Genomic DNA, 22762 nt, shown 5'->3' with positions numbered 1-22762 from the left:
TCGCTGAAGCAGCGAGTCGCCGATTACTTAGTCTGGGCGGGGGCGGCCGGCTGGTCCAGATGCTCGCGGTCGAAAGCGAACTGGGTGATCTTGCCGTTGAGGCCGGTGATCACTTGCGGCGTGATGTCCATGGCCGGATTGGCGATCACCAGGGCGTCGCGCGACACGAGCATGCTGCACTTCTTCTGCTCGTAGACTTGCCGGATGAACGGCTCCAGTTCCTGCACCACGCGGCCGACGGCCTTCTGCTGGGTGGCCTGGACTTCGCGGTCACGAAGCTGAGCCTTGCGCTGCAGGGCGTTGGCGCGGACCTGCAGGGCCGCGGCGCGTTGCTCGTAGGCGTTCTGGTCGATCGTGGCGCGCTGGCCGTCGAGCGCCTTGGCCTCGTTGTCGATTGCGGTCTTCTCGGCGTTCAGCTCGGAGTTCACCTGGGTGATGATCTGCTCCATCCGGGTGTTGACGTACTTGCCCACCGTGGAGGAGGCGATGGCGCCTTCCATGGAGAAGATGCAGACGCCGGGGATCGCCGGGCCGTGGGTCACCGCCGGGGCGGCCGGCGCGGCGGCCTGGGCCAGCGCCGCCGAACCGGCGGACAGCGATAGGGCCGCGACCAGAGTCGCCGCGACGAGCGGTTTGTTGATCATGAGAGTCTAGAACCTGGTTGAGGTGGAGAACTTGAAGGTTTCGGTCTTGTCGTAGTCTTCTTTGGCCAAAACTTGGCTGATGTCGAAACGGATCGGACCCATCGGCGACTTCCAGAAGATGCTGATGCCGGCCGAGGCGCGCAGCGAGAAGTCGTCCTTGATGTTCGGGTCGATCGTTCCGTCGGCGGCGCGCTTGTCCTTGTCGTCGAGCACGCCCAGCGAGCCGAAGTCGCTGAACAGCGCGGCCTTGATGCCGTACTGCTCAGGCAGGAACGTCGGCACGGTGAGCTCGACGGTGCCGATCGCATAGGCCTTGCCGCCCAGGGCGTCGGAGCGGCTGTAGGTGGTGTCGCGCGGCCCGATGCCGGCGGTCTGGAAGCCGCGGAAGCTGTTGCCGCCCTTGTAGAAGCGGTCGTTCACGCGGATCACGTCGCCGTTCCAGCCCTCGATGTAGCCGGCCGAGCCGGTCAGGCTGAGGATGAAGTCCTTGTTGAAGCCGTGATACCAGCCGGCCTGGGCCTCGGTGCGCAGGTAGTTCACGTCCCCGCCGAGACCGGCGAGGTCCTGGCTGAAGTTGGTGTAGAAGCCGCGGGTCGGATTGACCGGGTCGTTGCGGCGATCGAGGCTCCAGCTGTAGCCGACCAGCGAGGTCAGGTAGGAGCCGCGCTGCGAGCACAGGGCCAGCGAGACCAGCAGGGCCGAGGGATCGCAGTAGCTGGCGTCGATCTCCACGTCGTCCGAGCGCAGGGTGTAGCGCAGGCCCAGCCGCGAGTTCAGCGTCAGCGGGAAGCCCAACCGCAGGCCGGTGCCGACGGTGCTGGTCTTGTAGGCCGAATAGTCGGTCAGGTCGTAGACGTAGTAGTAGAGGTCGTAGCCGGCCTGCAGGTCGCGGCCCTGGAAGCGCGGTTCGGTGAACGAGAAGTCCACCTGCTTGCGCAGGGAGCCGACCGAGACCCGGGCGCGGACGTTCTGGCCGCGGCCGCGGAAGTTGCGCTCGGTGACGCCCAGGTCGAGCACCACCTGGTCGACGGAGCTGTAGCCGGCGCTGAACGACAGCTCGCCGGTGGGCTGCTCCTCGACCTTCACCTGCAGCCCCGTGCGGTCGGGCGCGGTTCCGGGCGTCTCGTCGATGGTGACGTCCTTGAAGAAGCCCAGCGCACGGATCTGATTGCGCGAGCGGTCGACCAGGGCGCGGTTGTAGGCGTCGCCCTCCACCACGTTCATCTCGCGGCGGATCACGTAGTCGAGGGTGCGGGTGTTGCCGACGATGTCGATGCGGTCGACGTAGACGCGCGGGCCTTCCTTCACGTCGAAGGTCACGTCGACCGTCTTGGTCTCCTTGTTGGCCGTGTAGCGGGGCCGCACGTCGACGAAGGCGAAGCCGGCCGCGCCAGCGGCGAAGGTCAGGGCGTCGGTCGCCTGCTCGATCTTCTCGTCCTGGTAGGTCTCGCCGGAATGGATCGGCAGGAGCTGCTGCAGGATGTCCTTGTTCAGCTTCTTCAGCTCGGTCTCGACGGTGACCTTGCCGAACTTGTACTCCGGACCCTCGTCCAGGGTGTAGGTGACCACGAAGCCGTTCTTGTCGGGAGACAGCTCGGCGACGCCCGAGATGACGCGGAAGTCGTAGAAGCCGCGATTGCGGTAGTACTTCCGCAGCTGCTCCTTGTCGTACTCGATCCGGTCGGGGTCGTAGTTGGCGTTGTTCGAGAAGAACTTGTACCAGGTGCTCTGCTCGGTCACGACCACGTCGCGCAGGTCGTTGTCGGAGAACTCCTTGTTGCCGAGGAAGTTGACCCGCAGCACGCCGCTCTTGGGGCCTTCGTCGATCTTGAAGATCAGGTCCAGGCGCTTTTGCGGCAGCTCGACGATCTGCGGCGTCACCGTCGCCGAGATCCGGCCCGAGCGGCGGTAGAGCTCGATGATGCGCTGGACGTCCTGCTGCACCTTGGCGCGGGTGAAGATGCCGCGCGGGCGCACGGTCACCTCGTCGCGCAGCTTGTCTTCCTTCATCCCCTTGTTGCCCTCGAAGATCACCCGATTGATGATCGGGTTCTCCACGACGGTGATGGTCAGATCCCCGTTGTTCAGGTTGATCTTCACATCCGAGAACAGGTCGGTGCGGTAGAGCGTCTTCAGCGCCAGGTCGAGGCGGGCCGCGTCGACCGTGTCGCCGGGCTGGATCGGCAGGTAGGAGACGATCGTGCTCTGCTCGATCCGCTCGTTGCCCTGCACCAGGATCCGCTGGACCACGCCGCTCTGCTGGCCCTGCGCCTGAGGCGGGGCGGCAGCTTCTGGCGCGGACTCGGGCGCGGCTTCGGGGGGCGCGGCCCCGGCGTCCTGCGCCAGGGCCAGTTGCGGCGTTGCAAGCGCGGTCGACCCGAACAACAGGGCGAGGCCAGTGGCGAGCGCGGCGCGGCGGGCGCTAGGTCTATGCATCGGGTCAGCCGTCAAAGGGAAAAGGGCGGGCTTCAGGAGAGAAGGTCGCCGAGGAATTTGAACACGCGCAGTTGTTGCAGATCGTTCCAGGTGGCGAACAACATCAATCCCACCAACAGCGCAAGACCTACGCGATAGCCGGCGGCCTGGACCCTGGCGTCCAAGGGGCGGCGCGCGACAGCCTCGTAGGCGTAGAACAGGAGGTGGCCGCCATCGAGCACGGGCACCGGAAGCAGGTTCATGAAGCCGATTCCCACTGAAAGCACAGCCGCCAGGTTCAACAGCGCCACTCCGGCGCCCAGCAGCATGGAGCCCACGTCGCCCGCGCCGGCCGCGCCTTCCTTCGCCGCCTGGCCCGAGGCCTGGGCGATGCGCAGCGGGCCGCCGAGCTGGTCGGCCGTCTCCTGGCCGCTCACCAGCCGGCCCAGGTAGTAGACCGTGGTGTCGAGGATGTTCCAGGTCATCTCGACGCCACCGCCGACGGCCTGGACGGGATTGTAGCGGCGCACCTGCCGGTCGCGCAGGCTCTCGCGGCTTTCGATGCCGAGCACCCCTACCCGCGCCTGGCCGCCCATCTCGTCGCTCACCGTCTGGCGCTGCGGCGTCGCGGTGAGGGTCAGCTTGCGGCCATCGCGCTCGACGACGAAGGCCGTCGGCGCGCCGGCGCGCAGGAACACGACCTGGCGCAGGTCCAGGAAGCTGTCGATGCGCCGCCCGTCGGCGCGCACCACCACATCGCCCACATGGAAGCCGGCGCGCTCGGCCGGGCTGCCGGGGACGACGCCGTCGACGCGCGCGGGATAGATGACCTTGCCGAAGGCGGTCAGCAGCAGGGCGAAGAGCACGATCGCCAGGACGAAGTTGGCCAGGGGGCCGGCCGCGGCGATCACGGCGCGCTGCCAGATCGGCTTGAAATGATAGTAGCGCTTCTCCGCGCCCACGCCCTCGCGGGCGACGATCTCGCGGCGCAGCGCCTCCAGGTCGTCGCCATCCGGCACGCTGGCCGCATTGGCGTCGCCGGCGAAGCGCACGTAGCCGCCCAGCGGCGCCCAGCCGATGCGCCATTGCACGCCGGCCCTGTCGGTCCACTTGGCGATCGAGCGGCCGAAGCCGATGGAGAAGCGGTCCACCGCCACGCCGAACGCGCGCGCGGCCAGGAAGTGGCCCAGCTCGTGGACGGTCACCACCAGCGTGAGAACCAGCAGGAACGGGATGATGTAGGTCAGCGCGCCCTGTGCGAAGCCGAGCATGCGGCGAGTGCTCCTCTAGGCTGTCTGCGACCGGAGCGGAGCCGCCACGAGGCCGCCGGCCACGCGTCGCGCCGCCGCATCGGCATCCCGGGCCCGCTCCAAGGCGTCGCCGCCTCCGTCGAGAGCGCCATCCGCATCGAGACGTTCCAGGGTCTCGGCTACGGTGGCGGCAATATCGAGAAAGCCGATCCGGCGGTCAAGGAAGGCGCTCACGGCCACTTCGTTGGCCGCGTTCATCGCCGCCGGCGCCATCCCGCCCGTGCGCAGGGCGTGCTTGGCCAGCGCCAGGGCCGGAAAGCGGTCCAGGTCGGGCGTCTCGAAGGTGAGCGGGCCGCTCTTGGTGAGGTCCAGCGCCGGGGCGTCCCAAGGCAGCCGGTCCGGCCAGGCGAAGGCGCAGGCGATGGGGGTGCGCATGTCCGGCGCGCCCATTTGGGCCAGCGTCGATCCGTCGGCGTACTCGACCATGCTGTGAATTATGGACTGCGGATGGATCAAGACGTCGACGCGCTCCGGCGGCATGGCGAACAGGTAGGCGGCCTCGATCATCTCCAGGCCTTTGTTCATCATGGTTGCTGAATCGACCGAAATCTTGGCGCCCATCGACCAATTTGGATGGGCGATGGCCTGTTCACGTGTCGCCGACGCCATCGCTTGTCGGCTCCAGGTGCGGAACGGCCCGCCCGAGGCGGTCAGGATCAGCCGCGCGATACGCTGGACGTTCTCGCGCTCGAACACCTGGAAGATCGCCGAGTGCTCGGAATCGACCGGGATCACCATCCCGCCGGCAAGCTTGGCGATCCGCAGCAGCTCGGGCCCGGCGCAGACGAGGCTTTCCTTGTTGGCCAGGGCGATGATCGCGCCGGTGGCGGTCGCGGCCAGGGTGGGCGCAAGGCCCGCGACGCCGACGATCGCCGACATCACCCACTGGGCCTCCATGGCGGCCGCCTCGATCACCGCCGCCGGCCCGCCCGCCGAACGGACGCCGGAGCCGGCGAGCCGCTCGCGCAGGGCCGGCAGCGCCGCCTCGTCCTCGATGACCGCCACGGCGGGGCGCCACTTCAGCGCCTGTTCGGCTAGCTTCTCGACGTTGCGGCCGGCCACCAGGGCGACGATCTCGACCTCTCCCCCCGCCCGCTCCAGCAGGTCCAGGGTGCTGACGCCGACCGAGCCGGTGGAGCCCAGGACGGTGACTTTGCGCGGCAGGCTCAATGGTCCCATCCCAGGTGGTTGACGAGGCGCGCGGCGGCCACGACGACGACGGCGAACATCAGCCCGTCGACCCGGTCCAGAAGACCGCCGTGCCCGGGGATCAGGTCGCCGGAGTCCTTCACGCCGAAGCGGCGCTTGAGCATGGATTCCCAAAGATCGCCGGCCATGGTCGCCAGGCCGCCGAGCAGGCCGATCACGCCGGCGGCCACCGGGTTCAGCCGGAACGGGGGGGCGAAGGTCATCAGCGCCCCGACGGCGAAGGCGCCGATCAGCCCGCCGACGAAGCCGGACCAGGTCTTGTTGGGCGAAAAGCGCGGCCAGAGCTTGGGGCCCTTCAGGGCGTTGCCGACGCCGAAGGCGGCGATGTCGGCGGCCCAGGTCACCGCGAACAGCATCAGGGTCCACCACTGGCCTTGCGGGGTGGAGCGCACCCAGATCAGGCACAGGCACGGCGCGCCCACATAGACCACGCCGAAGGCCGCGTCGGCCGGATGCTCGGAGATGCCCCGCGCGATCAGGGCGGCCAGGAGCGCGCCCACCCCGACCGCCGCCCAGCCCAGCGGGAACTGGCCGTCATGGGCCAGGAACACGCCGCACAGGACCGCCACGGTGATCGCGGCCGACACGCGGGCCGGCGCGCGCGGTGCGCTCATGCCGCCCCACTCGATGGCCAGCAGCGCCGCGGCGATCGAGACCATCAGCAGGAAGGGCCAGCTCGCCTCTGTCCACACGGCCCACAGCACTGCGGGCACCAGCACGGCGGCGGAGGCGACGCGGATCCAGAGGTTGGACCAGTCGAAACGCTTAGCCTGTGGCAAGAACGTCATCGGCGACGGCTCCGCCGTATCGCCGCTCGCGGGTGTGGAACTCGTCGATCGCGGCTTTCAGGTGCTCAGGGCCGTAGTCGGGCCACAGCACGTCCTGGAACACGAACTCCGCATAGGCGGCTTCCCAGAGCATGAAGTTGGAGAGCCGCTGCTCGCCGGAGGGGCGCACGATCACGTCGGGCGCGGGCGTGTCGCGGGTGCTGAGGTAGCTGGCGAAGAGCGCCTCGTCGATGTCGTCGGCCGCCACCTTGCCGGCGGCCACGTCCCCGGCCAGCTTGCGCGCGGCCTCGGAGATGTCGGCCTGTCCGCCGTAGTTGAAGGCGATCTGCAGGAAGAAGCGGTCGTTGGCGGCCGTGCGCGCCTCGGCCTCGTCGCAGATGTCGACGAGATCCTGCGACAGGCCCTCGCGGCGGCCGATGATGCGCACGCGCACGCCGTCGCGCTCCAGCCGGCCCAGTTCGGACTCGAAGTAGCGCTTGGGCAGGGCCATCAGCTCGGCCACCTCGGCGGCCGGCCGGCTCCAGTTCTCGGTGGAGAAGCCGAACACCGTCAGCCAGCGGATGTTGAGATCGGGCGCGGCGGCCACGGTGCGCTTCAGGGCCTCCACCCCGGCCCGGTGGCCCAGGGTGCGCGGCAGGCCGCGGCGCTTGGCCCAGCGGCCGTTGCCGTCCATGACGATCGCCACATGCAGCGGCGCCGGGGCTTCGCGGGCGGCGGGCGCACCGGTCAACGGCTGTGTTCGGGCGACGGCCATGGGGAGTCCCGGGCGTCCTTTCTCAACGTCTGCCGACGGTCAGACCTGCATGATCTCTTGTTCTTTGGTTTTCAAGGCTTCGTCCACACGCTTGATCGCCTCGTCGGTGATCTTCTGGACCTCGCCCTCCATGCGCTTGTGCTCGTCCTGGGTGATGACGCCGTCCTTTTCGGCCTTCTTCAGGTCGTCCATGGCGTCACGGCGCACGTTGCGCACGGCCACGCGCTGTTGCTCGGCGTACTTGCCGGCCAGCTTGGCCAGGTCGCGGCGGCGCTCCTCGGTGAGCGGCGGGATCGGGATGCGCAGGTTCTGACCTTCGACGACCGGGTTGAGGCCGAGCCCGGAGGCGCGGATCGCCTTCTCGACCGAGACCACGACGCCGCGGTCCCAGACGTTCACGGAGATCGAGCGCGGTTCGGGCACGCTGACGGCGGCCACCTGGTTGAGCGGAACGGTCGACCCGTAGGCCTCGACGTGCACCTGGTCCAGCAGGCTGGCGGAGGCGCGGCCCGTGCGCAGGCTGCCGAACTCCTCCTTCAGGGCGGCGACGGCCTTGTCCATGCGGGCCTTGTATTTCGAAAGCACCGGCTTTTCTGCGGTGGCCATGGGCGCTTCTCCAATCTTGCAGGTCGTTGGCTCAGGCGATGGTGGTGTAGACCCCCTCGCCTTTCAAAACCTTGAGGAAGTTGCCCCGTTCGCGGATCGAGAAGACCACGATCGGGATCTGGTTGTCGCGCATCAGGCTGATGGCCGAGGCGTCCATCACGCGCAGGTCCTTGGCCAGGACCTCCTGATAGCTCAGGCTCTCGTAGCGCTCGGCGGACGGATCCTTCTTCGGGTCGGCCGTATAGACGCCGTCGACGCTGGTGCCCTTGAACAGGGCGTCGCAGCCCATTTCCGCCGCCCGAAGCGCGGCGGGCGTGTCGGTGGTGAAGAACGGCGCGCCGAGGCCGGCGGCGAAGATCACCACGCGGCCCTTCTCCAGGTGGCGGATGGCCCGGCGGCGGATGTAGGGCTCGCAGACCGCGTCCATCGGGATCGCCGACTGCACGCGGGTGAAGACGCCGATCTTCTCGAGCGCCCCCTGCAGCGCCAGGGCGTTCATCACCGTGGCGAGCATGCCCATGTAGTCGGCGCTGGCCCGCTCGATGCCCTTGCCGGCCAGCGACACGCCGCGGAAGATGTTGCCGCCGCCGATCACCAGGCAGAGCTCCACCCCGTGGCGGACCACCTCGGCGATGTCCTCGGCCACCGCCTCCAGGGTCTTGGGATCGATGCCGAACTTGGACTCTCCCATCAGGACCTCGCCCGACACCTTCAAGAGGATCTTGCGGTAGCGGAGGTTCAGGGCGGGTTCGGGCATCGCGGCGGCTTTCCGATTCTGGAGGGCAAGATAGCGCAAGGGCGCGGCGCGCGTCGAACGCGCCGCGCCCCTATTCGGCTAGATCGGCCGGGCTCAGGCCTGGCCGGTCATCTGGGCCACTTCGGCGGCGAAGTCGCCTTCCGGGGCCTTCTCGACGCCCTCGCCCAGGGCGAAGCGGACGAAGCCCTTCACCGCCACCGGCGCGCCGACGGCCTTGGCCGTTTCCTCGACGAGCTGGGCGATGGTCTGGTCGGGGTTCATCACGAACGGCTGCTGCAGCAGGACCACTTCTTCCTGCCACTTGCGGATGCGGCCCTCGACCATCTTCTCGGCGATCTCGCGGGGCTTGCCCGATTCCATCGCCGTCTGGGTCTGGATCTCGCGCTCCTTGGCCACGACCGCCGGGTCAAGCTCGGCGGTGGTCAGCGCGAGCGGCGGGGTCGGCGTGCCGGCCACGTGCATGGCGATCTTGCGGCCCACGTCCTTCAGCGCCTCGGCGTCGCCGGCGGACTCGAGCGCCACCAGCACGGCCAGCTTGGCCACGTCGTCGCCCTGCCTGTTGTGCAGGTAGAGCGCGACCGCGCCGGAGCCGACGCTTAGGCGGGCCGAGCGGCGCAGACGCATGTTCTCGCCGATGGTGGCGATCAGGTTGGTGATCGTGTCGGAGACAACCTCGCCCTTGGCGGTCTTGGCGGCCAGGATCGCGTCCACGTCGCCGTCGACGCCCAGGGCCACGTCGGCGAAGTCGCGCGCGGCGGTCTGGAACATCTCGTTCTTGGAGACGAAGTCGGTCTCGGCGTTCAGCTCGACCAGCACGCCGGTCTTGCCGTCGGCGCTGACCTTGCCGGCCACGAGGCCCTCGGCGGCGGCGCGGTCGGCCTTCTTGGCGGCCTTCGACAGCCCCTTGGTGCGCAGCCAGTCGATGGCGGCTTCCATGTCGCCGCTCGTCTCCTGCAGGGCCTTCTTGCAGTCCATCATGCCTGCGCCGGACTTCTCGCGCAGGTCTTTGACCAGCGCAGCGGTGATCTCCGCCATGGTCAGCTCCTTCAGTCTAATGGTGTTCGGCGAGGCCCTAGATGGGGCCTCGCCATAACGATTTCACGACGCCCGTGAAATTGGGCGTCAGCCGGCGGCTTCTTCGGAGGGAGCTTGCGCCGCCTCTTCGGCCGCGGGGGCCTCCGGCGTCAGTTCGCGCGCCAGGGTCGGCTCGACGGGAGCCTCGGAGGCGCCGAGATCGACGCCGGCCTCGACCTGGCCGGCGGCCAGGCCGTCGAGCACCGAATCGGCCATCAGGTCGCAGTAGAGTTGGATGGCGCGCGCGGCGTCGTCGTTGCCCGGGATCGGGTAGGTGATGCCGTCCGGATCGCAGTTGGTGTCCAGGATCGCGATCACCGGGATGTTCAGCTTGCGCGCTTCCTGGATGGCGATCGCTTCCTTGTTCGTGTCGATCACGAACATCAGGTCGGGGATGCCGCCCATGTCCTTGATGCCGCCCAGCGACAGCTCCAGCTTGTCGCGTTCGCGGGTGAGCTGCAGCAGCTCCTTCTTGGAGCGGCCCAGGGCCTCGCCGTCGAGCACGCCTTCCAGTTCGCGCAGGCGCGCGATCGACTGGGACACGGTGCGCCAGTTGGTGAGCGTGCCGCCCAGCCAGCGGTGATTGACGTAGTACTGGGCGCAGCGCTTGGCGGCGGTCGCCACCGGCTCGGACGCCTGGCGCTTGGTGCCGACGAACAGCACGCGGCCGCCCGAGGCGGCGACTTCGCGCACCTTCACCAGGGCCTGGTGCAGCAGCGGGATCGACTGCGACAGGTCGATGATGTGGATGTTCGAGCGGCTGCCGAAGATGTAGCGGTCCATCTTCGGGTTCCAGCGGTGCGTCTGGTGGCCGAAGTGGGCGCCAGCTTCCAGGAGCTGACGCATGGAGAATTCAGGAAGCGCCATCGGGCTTTGTCCTTTTTCCGGTTGGCCTCCGCAGGCAACCCTCGAATGAGGACCGGAATGGAAACCGCGGGATGTCTCCCCGTGATACCCAAACGCCTGCGTGTGGAATGGGCGCGCATTTAGGCGAAAACCGCCGTCAATGCAAGCCGCACCCGCCAGGCGCGAACCCTCTGTACGGGTATTGGCGCACGAACTATACCCATGCGCGATCGGAGGGCGCATGCGCATTTCACTCATCCTCGCGGCGGGCGCCATGGCCCTGACGGCCGCTTCGGCCGCGACCGCCGCCGGACCGGGCCTGGGCACCGCCGGCCAGCCTTCGCCGGGCCTTGGAACGTCAGGACGTTCCTCGCCCGGCCTCGGCGCGCCGCTTGCGCCGCGCGCTCAACCGGCCGACTCGTCCAACCTGCCGACCCGCCGACCGTACTACGCCCCGGCCGCTCCGATCGCCAAGATCCCCGAGCCTCAGCCCGCCGCCGGCTTCAAGCCGTTCAAAGCCCGCTCGACCTATGATGAACCCGGCCGGTCCAGCAACTCGCCAGGCGCGCCCAGGCCGAAGGGCTATTCCAGCACCTACTGACCGGTCCGCGCCTAGAGATCTTCGATGAACGACACGCCCGGCGTGACCTTCAAGGCCCCCCGCACATTGGCGTTCAGGCTGTAGCGGCCGGGCAGCTTCAGTTCGACCTCGCGCCCGCCGCCGACGCCGGCCACCAGCACGATCTCGCCGCCCCGCTGGCTGCTCATCTCCTCCAGGCGCCTCTTCAGCACGTCGATCTCGGCGCTACGCGGCGTCATGTGCACCCGAAGCCCGGCGACGGCGTTCTCGATCGCGCGGTCCACCGGCTCGGCGTCATCGCCGAAGAAGCGCACCTCCCCGTCGCGGGCCTTGGCGCGCACGCGGATGGCCACCGCCTTGCCCGGCTCCAGCAGGTCGCGGCATTTGCGCAGGGACTCCGGCGGGAACAGCACCTCGTACTCGCCGGTCGGGTCGGAGAAGGTGACGAAGGCGAACTTCTCCCCGCTGGACTGGGAGGCCCGCTCCTGCTTGCGACGCACGACGCCGGCCATGCGGAAGGCCTCCGCCCCGGCCTCAGCCTTGGTCACCGCGTCGGTGTAGAGGTCAGTGCGCTTGCGGCGCAGCGCCTCGACCATGTCGTCCAGGGGATGGCCGGAGAGATAGAAGCCCACCGCGGCCAGTTCCTCGTCGAGCCGCTGCACCGGGTTCCAGGGCTCGATCTTGGGCAGGCGCGGGCGGCCCGCCTCGGCCTGATCGCCGCCGAACAGGCTCGCCTGGGCCGAGGCCCGCTCGGCCGCCACGCTCTGGCTGTAGGCGGTGAGGGCGTCGGCGGCCGCGACGATCTGGGCGCGATTGGGGTGGATGTTGTCGAAGGCGCCAGCCCGGGCCAGGGTCTCCAGGGCGCGCTTGTTCACCAGCTTGGGGTCGACCCGCTCGACGAAGTCGAAGAGGTCGCGGAACGGCCCGCCCGCGCGGCGCACCTCGACCAGGTGCTCCATGGCCTGCAGGCCCACGTTGCGCACCCCGCCCAGGGCGTAGAGCACCTCGCCGCCCGCCACTTCGAAGTCGGCGCCGGAGCGGTTCACGCAGGGCGGCTGGATCTTCACGCCGAAGCGCTTGGCGTCCTGGTAGAACACCGCCAGCTTGTCGGTGTTGGAGATGTCCAGGCTCATCGAGGCGGCGAAGAACTCCACCGGCGCGTTCGCCTTGAGCCAGGCGGTCTGGTAGCTGACGACGGCGTAGGCGGCCGCGTGGCTCTTGTTGAAGCCGTAGCCGGCGAACTTGTCGACGAGGTCGAAGATCGCGCCGGACTGGTCGGCGCTGACCCCCTTCTCGGCGGCGCCGGAGACGAAGCGGGCGCGCTGCTGCTCCATCTCCTCCTTCTTCTTCTTGCCCATGGCGCGCCGCAGAAGGTCGGCTTCGCCCAGGGAGTAGCCCGCCAGGATCTGGGCGATCTGCATCACCTGCTCCTGGTAGACGATGATGCCGTAGGTCTCCTTCAGCACCGGCGCCAGCGACGGGTGCAGGGTGTCGATGGGCTTGCGGCCGAACTTGCAGTCGATGAAGGCCGGGATGTTGTCCATCGGGCCCGGGCGATAGAGCGCGCCCACGGCGGTGACGTCCTCGATGGAGTTCGGCCGCAGCTGGCGCAGGGTGTCGCGCATCCCCTGCCCTTCAAGCTGGAACACCCCGACCGTCTGGGCCTGGCTCATCAGCTCGTAGGTCTTCTCGTCGTCCAGCGGCAGGTCGGACATCACCACCCGCGCGCCGCGCTGCTCCAGGTACTTCAGCGCCCGGTCGATCACCGTCAGCGTCTTCAGGCCCAGGAAGTCGAACTTCACCAGGCCGGCGCTCTCCACCCACTTCATGTTGAACTGGGTGGCCGGCAGCTCCGAGCGCGGATCGCGATAGAGCGGGGTGAGCTCGGTGAGCGGGCGGTCGCCAATCACCACGCCGGCGGCGTGGGTCGAGGCGTTGCGGTAGAGCCCCTCGAGCTGCAGGGCGATGTCCAGGAGCTGGGCGACGGCCTCGTCGTCGTCCTTGGCCTGACGCAGGCGCGGCTCGATCTCGATGGCCTTGGCGAGCGTCACCGGATTGGCCGGGTTGGCCGGCACCATCTTGGCCAGGCGGTCCACCAGCCCGAGCGGAAGCTGCAGCACCCGGCCCACGTCGCGCAGCACCGCGCGCGCCTGCAGGGTGCCGAAGGTGATGATCTGGGCCACCCGGTCGCGACCGTAGTGCTGCTGCACGTAGCTGATCACCTCCTCCCGCCGCTCCTGGCAGAAGTCGATGTCGAAGTCGGGCATGGACACCCGCTCCGGATTCAGGAAGCGCTCGAACAGCAGGCCGTAGCGCAACGGGTCCAGGTCGGTGATCGTCAGCGACCAGGCCACCAGCGAGCCGGCCCCCGAGCCCCGTCCCGGCCCCACCGGAATCCCGCGCGCCTTGGCCCACTTGATGAAGTCCGACACGATCAGGAAGTAGCCGGAAAAACCCATGTGGCAGATCACGCCGATCTCGCGCTCCAGCCGGGCCTCATAGTCGTCCAGCGAGGCGGCGGTCTGGCGGACCGAGGCCAGCCGGGCCTTCAGGCCCTCGCGCGCCTGGTGGGCCAGCTCCTCGTCCTCGCTGCGCCCGCCCTCGGTGGGAAAGCGCGGCAGGATCGGGTTGCGCTTCTTGACCATGAAGGCGCAGCGCCGGGCGATGTCGAGGGTGTTGTCGCAGGCCTCGGGCAGGTCGGCGAACAGCGCCCGCATGTCGTGGGCTGGCTTGAACCAGTGCTCGGGCGTTACGCGCCGGCGCTCGTCCTGGCCGATGAAGGCGCCGTCGGCGATGCAGAGCAGCGCCTCGTGCGCGGCGTGCATGTCCGGCGTGGCGAAATAGGCGTCGTTGGTGGCGACCAGCGGCGCGTCGAACTCGTAGGCCCAGGCCACCAGCTCCGGCTCGGCGGCCGCCTGCACCGGCAGGCCGTGGCGCTGCAGCTCCACATAGAAGCGGTCGCCGAACACCGCGGCCATCTCGGCCAGGGCTGCGCGGCCCTCCTCGACCTTGCCGGCCGCCATCAAGGGATCGACCGGCCCGTCGGTCCCGCCGGACAAGAGGATCAGGCCGGCCGAATGGGCGGCCACCTTCTCCCACGGCACATGCGGCTCCTCGTGCGCCTCCACGTCCAGGAAGGCGGCCGAGGACAGGGCCGACAGGTTCAGATAGCCCTCTTCGCTCTGGGCCAGCAGCACGATGGTCGGCGTGCGCGCCCAGCGCTCGGGCGGGCCTTCGCCGATGCCGCTGACCGGCAGGGCGCAGCCGACGATCGGCTGGACCCCCACATCCTTGGTGACGACGGAGAACTCCAGCGCGCCGAACAGATTGGCCCGGTCGGTGAGCGCGACGGCGGGCATCTCGCCCTTGGCGGCGAGCTTGCCGATGGCGTCGGCCTTGATCGCGCCTTCCAGCAGCGAATAGGCCGAGCGCACGCGCAGATGGACAAATCCCTCGCCGCCCGCGCTCATCGCCGCCTCCTCGCTGCTGACACGCTCAGCCCACCATGTGGGCCATCGTGCAGACCATCCAAACGAACCCCGTCACAGACGCAAATGCCAGCGATTCCCGCGCCAGACGAACCATGGCCGAACCCCCTTGAAAATGTTCCTTGTATGTTCTTATTCTGGTTTTGTTCTCATCGTCAAGCCCGGAGACGCGACGTGGACCAACGGCTCAGCCTGATCACCCTTGGCGTGGACGACCTGCCCCGCGCGCGGCGGTTCTACGAGGACGGCCTGGGCTGGAGCCCGCTGCAGGCCCAGGACGACGTGTGCTTCTACCAGCTGCCGGGGCTGGCCCTGGCGCTGTTCGGCCGCCAGGCGCTGGCCGAGGACGCGCGCCGCCCGGTCGACGGCGGCTTCAGCGGCGTGACCATCGCCATCAACGAGCCCTCCCCGGCCGACGTCGACCGGCTGTTCGCCGAGGCCCTGGCGGCCGGCGCGACGGCGCTCAAGCCGCCGGAGCCGGTGTTCTGGGGCGGATATTCGGGCTATTTCGCCGACCCGGACGGCCACGTCTGGGAAGTGGCGCACAACCCCGGCTGCACCATCCACCCGGACGGGCGCACGACATTCTAGGCGCCGCGCGGGCACCTAGAACCGATGCGGCTCCAGGCGGCCGTCGGTCAGGGCGTAGACGCGGTCCATGTGCCGGGCGAGCTCGAAGTTGTGGGTGGCCACGACGGCGGCGACCCCCTCCTCCCGCGCGAGCGCATAGAGGCTTTCGAACACGCCCGCTGAGGTGTGCGGGTCGAGGTTGCCGGTGGGCTCGTCGGCCAGGAGCAGGCGCGGGCCGTTGGCGAGGGCCCGGGCGATGGCCACCCGCTGCTGCTCGCCGCCGGAAAGCTGGGCCGGCTGGTGCGTCACGCGCTGGGCCAGGCCCAGTTCGCCCAGCAGGTCGGCGGCCCGCCGGCGCGCGGCCTTGCGCGAGGCGCCGGCGATCATCTGCGGCAGGGCCACGTTGTCGAGCGCCGAGAACTCCGGCAGCAGGTGGTGGAACTGGTAGACGAAGCCGATGGTGGCGAGCCGCACGCGCGTGCGCGCCCGATCGCCCAGGTCCGAGCAGTCGCGCCCCTGGATGATGATGCGGCCGGCGTTGGGATGTTCCAGGAGCCCGGCGGCGTGGAGCAGCGAGGACTTGCCCGAGCCCGACGGCCCGACGAGGCCGACGATCTCGCCCGGCGCCACGTCCAGATCGACGCCGCGCAGCACGGTCAGCGGCCCCGCCCCGGTCGTATAGGTGCGCTCCAGGCCGCGGATGGACAGGACGTGCTCACTCATAGCGGAGCGCCTCCACCGGATCGAGGCGCGAGGCCCGCCAGGCCGGCGGTAGGGTGGCCAGGAACGACATGGCCAGGGAGAAGCCGACGATCACCGCCACCTCGGTCCAGTCCACCTTGGCCGGCACGTGCGAGAGGAAATAGACGTCGGAATTGAACACCTGGGCGCCGGTGACCCACTCCACGGCCTTCTGGATCGGCTCGATGAAGATGCAGAAGAGCGTGCCCAGGCCGAAGCCGGCGAGCGTGCCGAGCGCGCCGATCGAGGCGCCGGCCATGAAGAAGATGCGCAGGATCGCCCCGCGCCCCGCGCCCATGGTGCGCAGGATGGCGATGTCGCGGCCCTTGTTCTTCACCAGCATGATCAGGCCGGAGATGATGTTCATGGCCGCGATCGCCACCAGCAGCATCAGGATCAGGCGCATGACGTTGCGCTCCACCTTCAGCGCGCCCCAGAAGGCGGCGTTGCGTTCGGTCCAGTCGGTGATCACCGCCGCCGGACCGGCGGCGCGGGCGACCTGCGGCTTCATGGCGATCGCCCGGTCGGCGTCGGCCACGCGGATCTCGACGAAGTCGATGGCGGTGTCGCGGCCGAAGAAGAGCTGGGCCTGCTCCAGGGGCATGTAGATGAACGAGGCGTCGTACTCGCTCATGCCGACGCTGAAGGTGGCGGCCACGGTGTAGGTCTTGCGCTGCGGCGTCGCGCCGAAGGCGGTCGCCCCGCCGGTGGGCGAGATCAGCGTCAGCGGATCGCCCGGCTGCACGCCGAGGGTTTCGGCCAGCTTCTGGCCCACCACGATCAGGTCGCCGCCGTATTCGCCCTCGCCGAAGCCGTCGAGCGAGCCCTGGACGATGTTGTGCGAGATGATCGTCGTGTCGGCGAGGTCCTTGGGCGTGACGCCGCGCACGATGGCGCCGGAGATCTGCCCCATGCCGAGCGCCATGGCCTGGGCCTCCACCACGGGCGTGACCTGGACGACGCCGGGCAGCTTGCGCACGTCGCGCACGATGCGGTCGCGGTCCGGCGTGGAGAGGATGTCGCCGGAGATGTAGAGGTGGCCGTTGAAGCCCAGCATCCGGTCCAGCAGCTCGGCGCGGAAGCCGTTCATCACCGACATGACGATGATCAGCACGGCGACGGCCAGCATGATGCCGATGAAGGCGATGATGGAGATCATCGCCACCCCGCCCTCGCTGCGCTTGGCCCGCAGGTAGCGCCCCGCGAGCATGCGCTCCCATTGTCCGAAGGGCGGCGCGCGCCCGCTCAGCCCGTTCACGCGCGCTCGGCTCCGCGGCGGACCTTCAGACGCTTTGTGCGATTGGACTCAGGCATGTCGGCGTTTCTGCCCTCCATGGCGCGCCAGATAGCGCCGGGCCGAACACCTTGGCAATGTCGCGGGCGAAATGATGGCGTTCGCCAAGAAAGAGGGCCGCCTGCTCTTGGCGGGCGGCCCTCAAGGTCATCGGGGAAAACGCCACGGGACGAACCGTACTTGATCCGTCGCGGTGGCTCCGTCGTAACGCAGGTTACGGGTCCCGCCGCGGAATGTGACGGCTCGATGGCGTAGGAACTGGTCGTTCGCTCAACTTTTGAGCGCGCCCGCCAGCGCCCCTGCGGAACGAACGGGCGTTTCAGCGGCCGGACGGCAGGCTGGGCAGAGGGATCACCTTGAAGTGCACCAGGAGCCATATGAAGACGAAGACGACCGCCGACACCCAGGTGGTGGTGATGAACTTGCGCTTCAGCTTCGGGTCCACCGGCGAGCCCGGATCGGTCCCGTCGCCGCGGTCGATGCCGGCCTCGTAGTGGCTCTGCACGCCGATCGGCAGGACGGCGAAAAGCACCGTCCACCAGATGGTCAGATAGAGCGCGACGCCCGTGAACGGGGTGATCATCAGTGCGGCTCCTTCGGCGTCTCCATGAGCTCGACGAGCACGCCGCCCATGTTCTTCGGATGGATGAAGATCACCGGCACGCCGTGCGCGCCGATACGCGGCTCGCCCGTGCCCAGCACCGTGGCGCCCTTGGCGCGCATGTCGTCGCGCGCGGCGATGATGTCCTCGACCTCGAAGCAGACGTGGTGCTGCCCGCCGGCCGGGTTCTTGGCCAGGAAGCCGTGGATCGGCGAGGCCTCGCCATAGGGCTCGATCAGCTCGATCTGGCTGTTGGGCAGGTTCACGAAACACACCCACACGCCCTGTTCGGGCATGGAGAACTTCTCGCCGATGGAGGTCGCGCCGAGAACGTCGCGGTAGAGCTTCACCGACTCGTCGATGGAGGGCGTCGCCACGCCCACGTGATTGAGTTTGCCGATCATGGGCTTCCTATAGACCTCTCCGCGGGCGGGCGCGAGATCACGCGACGACAGGTCTCACGTGCGCAGGACGATGGTCTCCACGACCGGCCGCCGCCCCCAGATCCGCTGGCTCGCCTTCTTCACGGCCCGCGACACCGCCGTCTCGACGGCCTCGTCGTCGTCGCGCTCGCCGCCGCTCAGCCGCCCGAGCGCCGTCTCGGCCGCATCGGCCAAGTCGTCCAGCGCCTCATCCAGGGGATAGTCCTCCTCGGTCGGCAGGCCGATGGCGCGCAACTGCGGCCCGGAGATCAGCCGGTTGCGCCCGTCGAGCGCGATGGCGACGCTGAGGACGCCGTTGTGCGCGGCGTGGCGCCGCTCGCGCAGCGCCTCGCCGTTCTCGGGCGTGAGCACGCCAGCGTCGACGAACAGCCGGCCGGCCGGCACCTCGTCGACGATCTCGGCGCGTCCCGGCGCCAGGCGCACCATGTCGCCGTTTCGCGGGGTGACCTGCTGGGGCACCTGCAGATCGCGGGCGAAGGCGGCGTGCTCCAGAAGGTGGCGGCGCTCGCCGTGGGTCGGCACGGCGATCTCGGGGCGCGCCCAATGGTACATCTGGGCGAGCTCGTCGCGACACGGGTGGCCGGAGACGTGGATGCCCGGGTGGTCGCGGTCGGTGTAGAGGCGCACGCCGCGGTCGGCGAGATGATCCTGCAGCTTGCGGATCGCCACCTCGTTGCCCGGGATCACCCGCGAGGAGAAGATGCAGGCGTCCCCCGCCCCCAGGTTCACCAGCGGATGCGCGCCGGCGGCGATGCGCGACAGCGCCGCGCGCGGTTCGCCCTGGCTGCCGGTGCACAGATAGAGGATGCGGTCCTCGGGCACGTTGCCGGCGTCCTGTTCGCTGAGGAACGGCTGCACGTCGGCCATCAGCCCGACCGACTTGGCCGCCGCGCTCATGCGGTGCATCGAGCGCCCCACCAGGCACACGCGCCGTCCCGCCGCCTCGGCCGCGCGGATCACCGAATCCATCCGCGCCACGTTGGAGGCGAAGCAGGCCACGGCCACCTTGCCCTTCAGCCCGCCGATCAGCTCGGTGAGCGCCGTGCGCACGTCGGCCTCGGAGCCCGCCGTCCCGTCGACGAAGACGTTGGTGGAATCGCACACCATCGCCAGCACGCCCTCGTCGCCCAGGCGGCGGATGGCGTCCTCGTCGGTCACGCCGCCGAGCAGCGGGTCCGGGTCGATCTTCCAGTCGCCGGTGTGCAGCACCGAGCCGAGCGGCGTGCGGATCGCCAGGCCGTTGGGCTCGGGGATCGAGTGGGTGAGCGTGATCAGCTCCAGATCGAAGGGGCCGAGCGTCAGCTTGCCGCCCAGCGGAATCTCGGTGATCTGGGCCTCGCCCTCCAGCCCGACGTCGCGCAGCTTCTCGCGCAGCAGGAAGGCGGTGAACGGCGTGGCGTAGAGCGGCGCGCGCAGCTTGGGCCACAGCCAGGCCACCGCGCCGATGTGGTCCTCGTGGGCGTGGGTCAGGACGATGCCGAGGATGTCGTCGGCGTATTCGGCGATGAACTGCGGGTCCGGCAGGATCACCTCCACGCCGGGCGTGGTCAGGTCGCCGAAGGTGACGCCCAGGTCCACCACGATCCACTTGCGCGCGTGCGGCGGGCCGAAGCCGTAGAGGTTGAAGTTCATGCCGATCTCGTTCGACCCGCCGAGCGGCAGGAAGACGAGTTCGTCGGGGGCCTCGGATCTGGCCATCAGGCCGCGGCCGAGTTGCGGCGGTGGATCTCCAGCAGGCCGCGGATCGTCAGGTCGGGGTCGAAGTGGTCGATGGCCATGGTGGCTCCGTGGAACAGCGAGGCGACGCCGCCGGTGGCGACCACGGTCATCGGCGCGCCCCATTCGGCCTTCAGCCGCGAGATCAGCCCCTCGATCAGGGCGATATAGCCCCAGAAGACGCCCGATTGCATGGCGCCGACGGTGTCCTTGCCCAGCACCCGCTGCGGCTTCTGGATGGCGACGCGGGGCAGCTTGGCGGCGGCCTGGTGCAGGGCTTCCATCGACAGGTTGATGCCGGGCGCGATCACCCCGCCCTCGAAGCCGCCGTCCTCGGCGATGACGTCGAAGGTGGTGGCCGTGCCGGAGTCGATGACGATCAGCGTGCCCGGATAGACGACGTGCGCGCCGATGGCGTTGACGAGGCGGTCCGCGCCGGCCTCCGAGGGCTTGTCGATGCGGATCGGAATGCCGAGCTCGGCGTTCTCGCCGATCACCAGCGGCTCCACGTGCAGGTAGCGCCGCGACAGGTTGCGCAGGTTGAAGATCGACTGCGGCACGACGCTGGAGATGATGCAGGAGTTCAGCCCGGAGAGCTGCAGGCCGTTCATCGACAGCAACTGGGCGAGCCAGACGGCGTATTCGTCGGCCGTGCGGCTGGAATCGGTGGCCGAGCGCCACTGGGCGATCCACTCGGTTCCGTCGTGCACGCCGAACAGCGTGTTGGTGTTGCCCTGTTCGATGGCCAGCAGCATCAAGCTTCTCCGAAGAAGACGTCGCCTGCGGTGACGCGCGCCACGGCTCCGTCGTCGAGCCGCAGCCTGAGGGCGCCGTCGCCCTCCAGCCCCTCGGCCACGCCGCTCAATGTGGTGTTGGGCAGGCGTGCGAGGCAATGTTCGCCAAGACCGATGGCACGCTCGGTCCAGGCCTCGGCGATGGGCGCGAAGCCCTTCTGCTCCCAAAGGGCGCGCCAGCGCTCGAAGGCGCCGGCCAGCACCTCGAGGGCGTTGAGCGGCTTCGGCGGCGGGCCGGTCATGAAGTCGGCGAAGGCCGTGGCCGGGCGCTCGACGTCATCGGGCGCGTGGGCCAGGTTCACGCCGATGCCCACGGCCATCCACAGCTTCCCGTCCGGCCGCGCGCCGGACTCGATGAGGATGCCGACGGCCTTGCGGCCATGGACCAGCACGTCGTTGGGCCATTTCAGCCGCGCCGCGCCGGGGCCGAGGCAGGCGTCCGCCAGATCGGTCGCCGCCAGCGCCGCGATGAACGAGACCTGCGCGGCCTCGGCGGCCGGCTTGTCGGTGAGGAAGAGCAAGGTGGCCGCCAGGTTGCCCGTCACGGTGGACCAGGCCCGGCCCCGCCGGCCCCGGCCCGCGGTCTGGCGGGCGGCCGTGATCCAGACCGGCCCGCCCTGCCCCGCCTCGGCGCGGCGGCGGGCCTCCGCGTTGGTGGAGTCCAGTTCCTCGTAAGCCTCGACGGGCGGACGCGCCACCTAGGCCAGGCCGAGCGCGGCCGCCGCGGCCTTGGCGAGCGGATCCAGGAACGTCAGGGCCACGATCACCACGGGGAAGGCGAACAGCGCCGAAGCCAGGGCGACGATGCGCGCTTCCGGCGCGGGGGCGTCCACGCCGCCGGGCGCCGCGTCGAACCACATCACCTTGATCAGGCGCAGGTAGTAGAACGCGGCCACCACGCTGCCGATCAGGCCCAGCACCGCCGGCGCGCCCAGGCCGGCGCCGATGGCGGCCTTGAACACATAGACCTTGGCCCAGAAGCCGGAGAACGGCGGCAGGCCCAGCGCCGAGAGCGAGAAGGCGGTCATGGCCAGGGCCATGCCGGGCCGCTCCTTGAAGAGGCCGGCCATGTCCTCGATCGTCTCCATCGGCTTGCCCTGCCGCGACAGCGCCGCCAGGCAGGCGAAGAAGCCGGTGACGTCGATCATGTAGAGGATCATGAACATCAGCATGGCCTGCACGCCCTGGGTGTCGCCGGCGGCGAGCCCCAGTACGGCGTAGCCGACGTTGGCGATCGACGAATAGGCCCACAGGCGCTTCAGGTTCTTCTGCACGAGGCCGGCGAAGGCGCCCCAGCCGATCGACAGCAGAGCCAGCAGGATCAGCACCTGGCGCCACTGCTCCACCGCGCCGGCGAAGCCCTCGGCCAGCAAGCGGGCGAACAGCACCATGGCGGCCAGCTTCGGCGCCCCGGCGAAGAAGGCGACGACCGGCGTGGGCGCGCCCTCGTAGACGTCGGGGGTCCACATGTGGAACGGGGCGGCCGACACCTTGAAGGCCAGGCCGCAGATCAGGAAGATCAGGCCGAACAGAGCGCCCACGCCCGCGCCGGAGTGCACGGCCACGGCGATGGCGTCGAAGCGGGTGGAGCCGGCGAAGCCGTAGACCAGCGAGGCGCCGTAGAGCAGCATCCCCGAGGAGAGCGCGCCGAGCACGAAGTACTTCAGTCCGGCCTCGGACGCCTTGGCGTCGTCGCGGTTCATCGCGGCCAGGACGTAAAGCGCCAGCGAATGCAGTTCGATGCCCACGTAGAGCGAGATCAGGTCGCCGGCCGAGGCCATCATGCCCATGCCGAGCGCGGCCAGGATCACCAGCACCGGGAACTCGAAGTGCTTGATGTTGCGCCGGGCGAACCAGCCCTGGCCCAGCGGAATGGCCACGGCGCTCGCCAGATAGATCGCCACCTTGGCGAAGGTGGAGGCCGCGTCCGTCACCAGCCCGCCCGAGAAGGCGCGGCCGAACGGGCTCATCGCCGCGGCCACGGCCGCCAGCACGAGGGCGGCCACCGACGCCAGGGTGAAGACCGCGCCGGCGCGCGGCTGGAAGGCGCCCCACACCAGAAGCACCATCGCCGAGGCGGCGAGGATCAGCTCAGGGACCGCAAGGCCGAGGGAATTTTGAAACGTCATAGC

At 69.3% G+C, this 22762-nt stretch carries 21 protein-coding genes and 1 pseudogene; 2 read left to right on the top strand and 20 right to left on the bottom strand.

Features of this window, described 5'->3' with window-relative positions:
* Window positions 1–23: 23 nt before the first annotated feature.
* The 10 genes from ACE3TA_RS03570 to rpsB all read right to left on the bottom strand — a co-directional run bounded on the left by ACE3TA_RS03570 (window position 24) and on the right by rpsB (window position 10424).
* Window positions 24–644: an OmpH family outer membrane protein gene (locus ACE3TA_RS03570; protein ID WP_374570497.1), complete on the bottom strand. Its 621-nt coding sequence runs from the start codon at window positions 642–644 to the stop codon at window positions 24–26.
* Window positions 645–650: 6 nt separating this feature from the next.
* Window positions 651–3080, bottom strand: a complete 2430-nt coding sequence (bamA, locus tag ACE3TA_RS03565) for an outer membrane protein assembly factor BamA (RefSeq protein ID WP_374570495.1) — start codon at window positions 3078–3080, stop codon at window positions 651–653.
* A 32-nt stretch (window positions 3081–3112) separates the two neighbouring features.
* Complete coding sequence (locus tag ACE3TA_RS03560; protein WP_374570493.1) at window positions 3113–4330, bottom strand: RIP metalloprotease; 1218 nt, start codon at window positions 4328–4330, stop codon at window positions 3113–3115.
* 15 nt (window positions 4331–4345) lie between these two features.
* Entirely contained in the window at window positions 4346–5548 is a 1203-nt protein-coding gene (locus ACE3TA_RS03555) for a 1-deoxy-D-xylulose-5-phosphate reductoisomerase (RefSeq protein WP_374570491.1), read from the bottom strand.
* The gene (locus ACE3TA_RS03550; protein WP_374570490.1) at window positions 5536–6366 is read right to left on the bottom strand and encodes a phosphatidate cytidylyltransferase; all 831 of its coding nucleotides are present in this window, start codon (window positions 6364–6366) and stop codon (window positions 5536–5538) included. The genes ACE3TA_RS03555 and ACE3TA_RS03550 overlap by 13 nt, the downstream gene beginning before the upstream one ends.
* Window positions 6344–7120 carry a polyprenyl diphosphate synthase gene (gene uppS / locus ACE3TA_RS03545; protein ID WP_374570488.1) on the bottom strand — a complete coding sequence of 259 codons (777 nt, stop codon included), beginning with the start codon at window positions 7118–7120 and terminating at the stop codon, window positions 6344–6346. The genes ACE3TA_RS03550 and uppS overlap by 23 nt, the downstream gene beginning before the upstream one ends.
* A gap of 39 nt (window positions 7121–7159) precedes the next feature.
* Window positions 7160–7726, bottom strand: a complete 567-nt coding sequence (gene frr / locus ACE3TA_RS03540) for a ribosome recycling factor (protein ID WP_374570486.1) — start codon at window positions 7724–7726, stop codon at window positions 7160–7162.
* A 31-nt stretch (window positions 7727–7757) separates the two neighbouring features.
* The gene (gene pyrH / locus ACE3TA_RS03535) at window positions 7758–8483 is read right to left on the bottom strand and encodes a UMP kinase (protein WP_374570484.1); all 726 of its coding nucleotides are present in this window, start codon (window positions 8481–8483) and stop codon (window positions 7758–7760) included.
* A gap of 93 nt (window positions 8484–8576) precedes the next feature.
* Window positions 8577–9518 carry a translation elongation factor Ts gene (gene tsf, locus ACE3TA_RS03530; protein ID WP_374570483.1) on the bottom strand — a complete coding sequence of 314 codons (942 nt, stop codon included), beginning with the start codon at window positions 9516–9518 and terminating at the stop codon, window positions 8577–8579.
* 87 nt (window positions 9519–9605) lie between these two features.
* Window positions 9606–10424 (bottom strand): 30S ribosomal protein S2, encoded by an 819-nt coding sequence (gene rpsB / locus ACE3TA_RS03525; RefSeq protein WP_374570481.1) that lies wholly within the window; start codon window positions 10422–10424, stop codon window positions 9606–9608.
* A gap of 220 nt (window positions 10425–10644) precedes the next feature.
* On the opposite strand from rpsB, the gene ACE3TA_RS03520 reads away from it, so the two are divergent.
* The gene (locus tag ACE3TA_RS03520) at window positions 10645–11004 is read left to right on the top strand and encodes a hypothetical protein (protein ID WP_374570479.1); all 360 of its coding nucleotides are present in this window, start codon (window positions 10645–10647) and stop codon (window positions 11002–11004) included.
* Between the two features lie 11 nt (window positions 11005–11015).
* On the opposite strand, the gene dnaE is transcribed toward ACE3TA_RS03520, so the two are convergent.
* Together dnaE and sidA are read right to left on the bottom strand one after the other, a co-directional pair.
* Entirely contained in the window at window positions 11016–14453 is a 3438-nt protein-coding gene (dnaE, locus tag ACE3TA_RS03515; protein ID WP_374570478.1) for a DNA polymerase III subunit alpha, read from the bottom strand.
* 25 nt (window positions 14454–14478) lie between these two features.
* A complete protein-coding gene (sidA, locus tag ACE3TA_RS03510) occupies window positions 14479–14568 on the bottom strand; it encodes a cell division inhibitor SidA (protein ID WP_374570477.1) in 90 nt (29 codons plus the stop codon).
* A gap of 77 nt (window positions 14569–14645) precedes the next feature.
* Here sidA and ACE3TA_RS03505 point away from each other — a divergent pair, with 77 nt between their 5' ends.
* Complete coding sequence (locus ACE3TA_RS03505) at window positions 14646–15062, top strand: VOC family protein (protein WP_374570476.1); 417 nt, start codon at window positions 14646–14648, stop codon at window positions 15060–15062.
* 171 nt (window positions 15063–15233) lie between these two features.
* On the opposite strand, the pseudogene ACE3TA_RS03500 reads toward ACE3TA_RS03505, so the two are convergent.
* The 8 genes and pseudogenes from ACE3TA_RS03500 to nuoN all read right to left on the bottom strand — a co-directional run.
* Window positions 15234–15764: pseudogene (locus ACE3TA_RS03500) on the bottom strand (ABC transporter ATP-binding protein); the annotation flags it as partial.
* Window positions 15757–16992 (bottom strand): lipoprotein-releasing ABC transporter permease subunit, encoded by a 1236-nt coding sequence (locus tag ACE3TA_RS03495; RefSeq protein ID WP_374570475.1) that lies wholly within the window; start codon window positions 16990–16992, stop codon window positions 15757–15759. The gene ACE3TA_RS03495 and the pseudogene ACE3TA_RS03500, both read right to left, overlap by 8 nt.
* Window positions 16993–17395: 403 nt before the next feature.
* Complete coding sequence (locus ACE3TA_RS03490) at window positions 17396–17656, bottom strand: DUF1467 family protein (RefSeq protein WP_374571115.1); 261 nt, start codon at window positions 17654–17656, stop codon at window positions 17396–17398.
* Window positions 17657–17658: 2 nt separating this feature from the next.
* Complete coding sequence (gene mce / locus ACE3TA_RS03485) at window positions 17659–18081, bottom strand: methylmalonyl-CoA epimerase (protein WP_374570474.1); 423 nt, start codon at window positions 18079–18081, stop codon at window positions 17659–17661.
* A gap of 54 nt (window positions 18082–18135) precedes the next feature.
* Window positions 18136–19818, bottom strand: a complete 1683-nt coding sequence (locus ACE3TA_RS03480; protein WP_374570473.1) for a ribonuclease J — start codon at window positions 19816–19818, stop codon at window positions 18136–18138.
* The gene (locus ACE3TA_RS03475) at window positions 19818–20594 is read right to left on the bottom strand and encodes a type III pantothenate kinase (protein ID WP_374570472.1); all 777 of its coding nucleotides are present in this window, start codon (window positions 20592–20594) and stop codon (window positions 19818–19820) included. The genes ACE3TA_RS03480 and ACE3TA_RS03475 overlap by 1 nt, the downstream gene beginning before the upstream one ends.
* Window positions 20591–21328, bottom strand: coding sequence for a biotin--[acetyl-CoA-carboxylase] ligase (locus ACE3TA_RS03470; protein WP_374570470.1), 738 nt, complete (start codon window positions 21326–21328; stop codon window positions 20591–20593). Before ACE3TA_RS03470 ends, ACE3TA_RS03475 begins: the two co-directional genes overlap by 4 nt.
* Window positions 21329–22759: an NADH-quinone oxidoreductase subunit NuoN gene (gene nuoN, locus ACE3TA_RS03465; RefSeq protein ID WP_374570469.1), complete on the bottom strand. Its 1431-nt coding sequence runs from the start codon at window positions 22757–22759 to the stop codon at window positions 21329–21331.
* Window positions 22760–22762: the final 3 nt, after the last annotated feature.

Origin of the sequence: Phenylobacterium sp., from assembly GCF_041916435.1 — a bacterium.
Taxonomy (GTDB): Bacteria; Pseudomonadota; Alphaproteobacteria; order Caulobacterales; family Caulobacteraceae; genus Phenylobacterium.
The sequence above is the reverse complement of the archived record's forward strand: the minus strand, read 5'-3'. Positions and strand labels throughout refer to the sequence as shown.

Excerpts from the sequence above, each read along its gene's own strand:
- ACE3TA_RS03570 (WP_374570497.1), bottom strand. The coding sequence starts at position 644 with ATGATCAACAAACCGCTCGTCGCGGCGACTCTGGTCGCGGCCCTATCG.
- bamA (WP_374570495.1), bottom strand. The coding sequence starts at position 3,080 with ATGCATAGACCTAGCGCCCGCCGCGCCGCGCTCGCCACTGGCCTCGCC.
- ACE3TA_RS03560 (WP_374570493.1), bottom strand. The coding sequence starts at position 4,330 with ATGCTCGGCTTCGCACAGGGCGCGCTGACCTACATCATCCCGTTCCTG.
- ACE3TA_RS03555 (WP_374570491.1), bottom strand. The coding sequence starts at position 5,548 with ATGGGACCATTGAGCCTGCCGCGCAAAGTCACCGTCCTGGGCTCCACC.
- ACE3TA_RS03550 (WP_374570490.1), bottom strand. The coding sequence starts at position 6,366 with ATGACGTTCTTGCCACAGGCTAAGCGTTTCGACTGGTCCAACCTCTGG.
- uppS (WP_374570488.1), bottom strand. The coding sequence starts at position 7,120 with ATGGCCGTCGCCCGAACACAGCCGTTGACCGGTGCGCCCGCCGCCCGC.
- frr (WP_374570486.1), bottom strand. The coding sequence starts at position 7,726 with ATGGCCACCGCAGAAAAGCCGGTGCTTTCGAAATACAAGGCCCGCATG.
- pyrH (WP_374570484.1), bottom strand. The coding sequence starts at position 8,483 with ATGCCCGAACCCGCCCTGAACCTCCGCTACCGCAAGATCCTCTTGAAG.
- tsf (WP_374570483.1), bottom strand. The coding sequence starts at position 9,518 with ATGGCGGAGATCACCGCTGCGCTGGTCAAAGACCTGCGCGAGAAGTCC.
- rpsB (WP_374570481.1), bottom strand. The coding sequence starts at position 10,424 with ATGGCGCTTCCTGAATTCTCCATGCGTCAGCTCCTGGAAGCTGGCGCC.
- ACE3TA_RS03520 (WP_374570479.1), top strand. The coding sequence starts at position 10,645 with ATGCGCATTTCACTCATCCTCGCGGCGGGCGCCATGGCCCTGACGGCC.
- dnaE (WP_374570478.1), bottom strand. The coding sequence starts at position 14,453 with ATGAGCGCGGGCGGCGAGGGATTTGTCCATCTGCGCGTGCGCTCGGCC.
- sidA (WP_374570477.1), bottom strand. The coding sequence starts at position 14,568 with ATGGTTCGTCTGGCGCGGGAATCGCTGGCATTTGCGTCTGTGACGGGG.
- ACE3TA_RS03495 (WP_374570475.1), bottom strand. The coding sequence starts at position 16,992 with ATGCTCGCGGGGCGCTACCTGCGGGCCAAGCGCAGCGAGGGCGGGGTG.
- mce (WP_374570474.1), bottom strand. The coding sequence starts at position 18,081 with ATGATCGGCAAACTCAATCACGTGGGCGTGGCGACGCCCTCCATCGAC.
- ACE3TA_RS03480 (WP_374570473.1), bottom strand. The coding sequence starts at position 19,818 with ATGGCCAGATCCGAGGCCCCCGACGAACTCGTCTTCCTGCCGCTCGGC.
- nuoN (WP_374570469.1), bottom strand. The coding sequence starts at position 22,759 with ATGACGTTTCAAAATTCCCTCGGCCTTGCGGTCCCTGAGCTGATCCTC.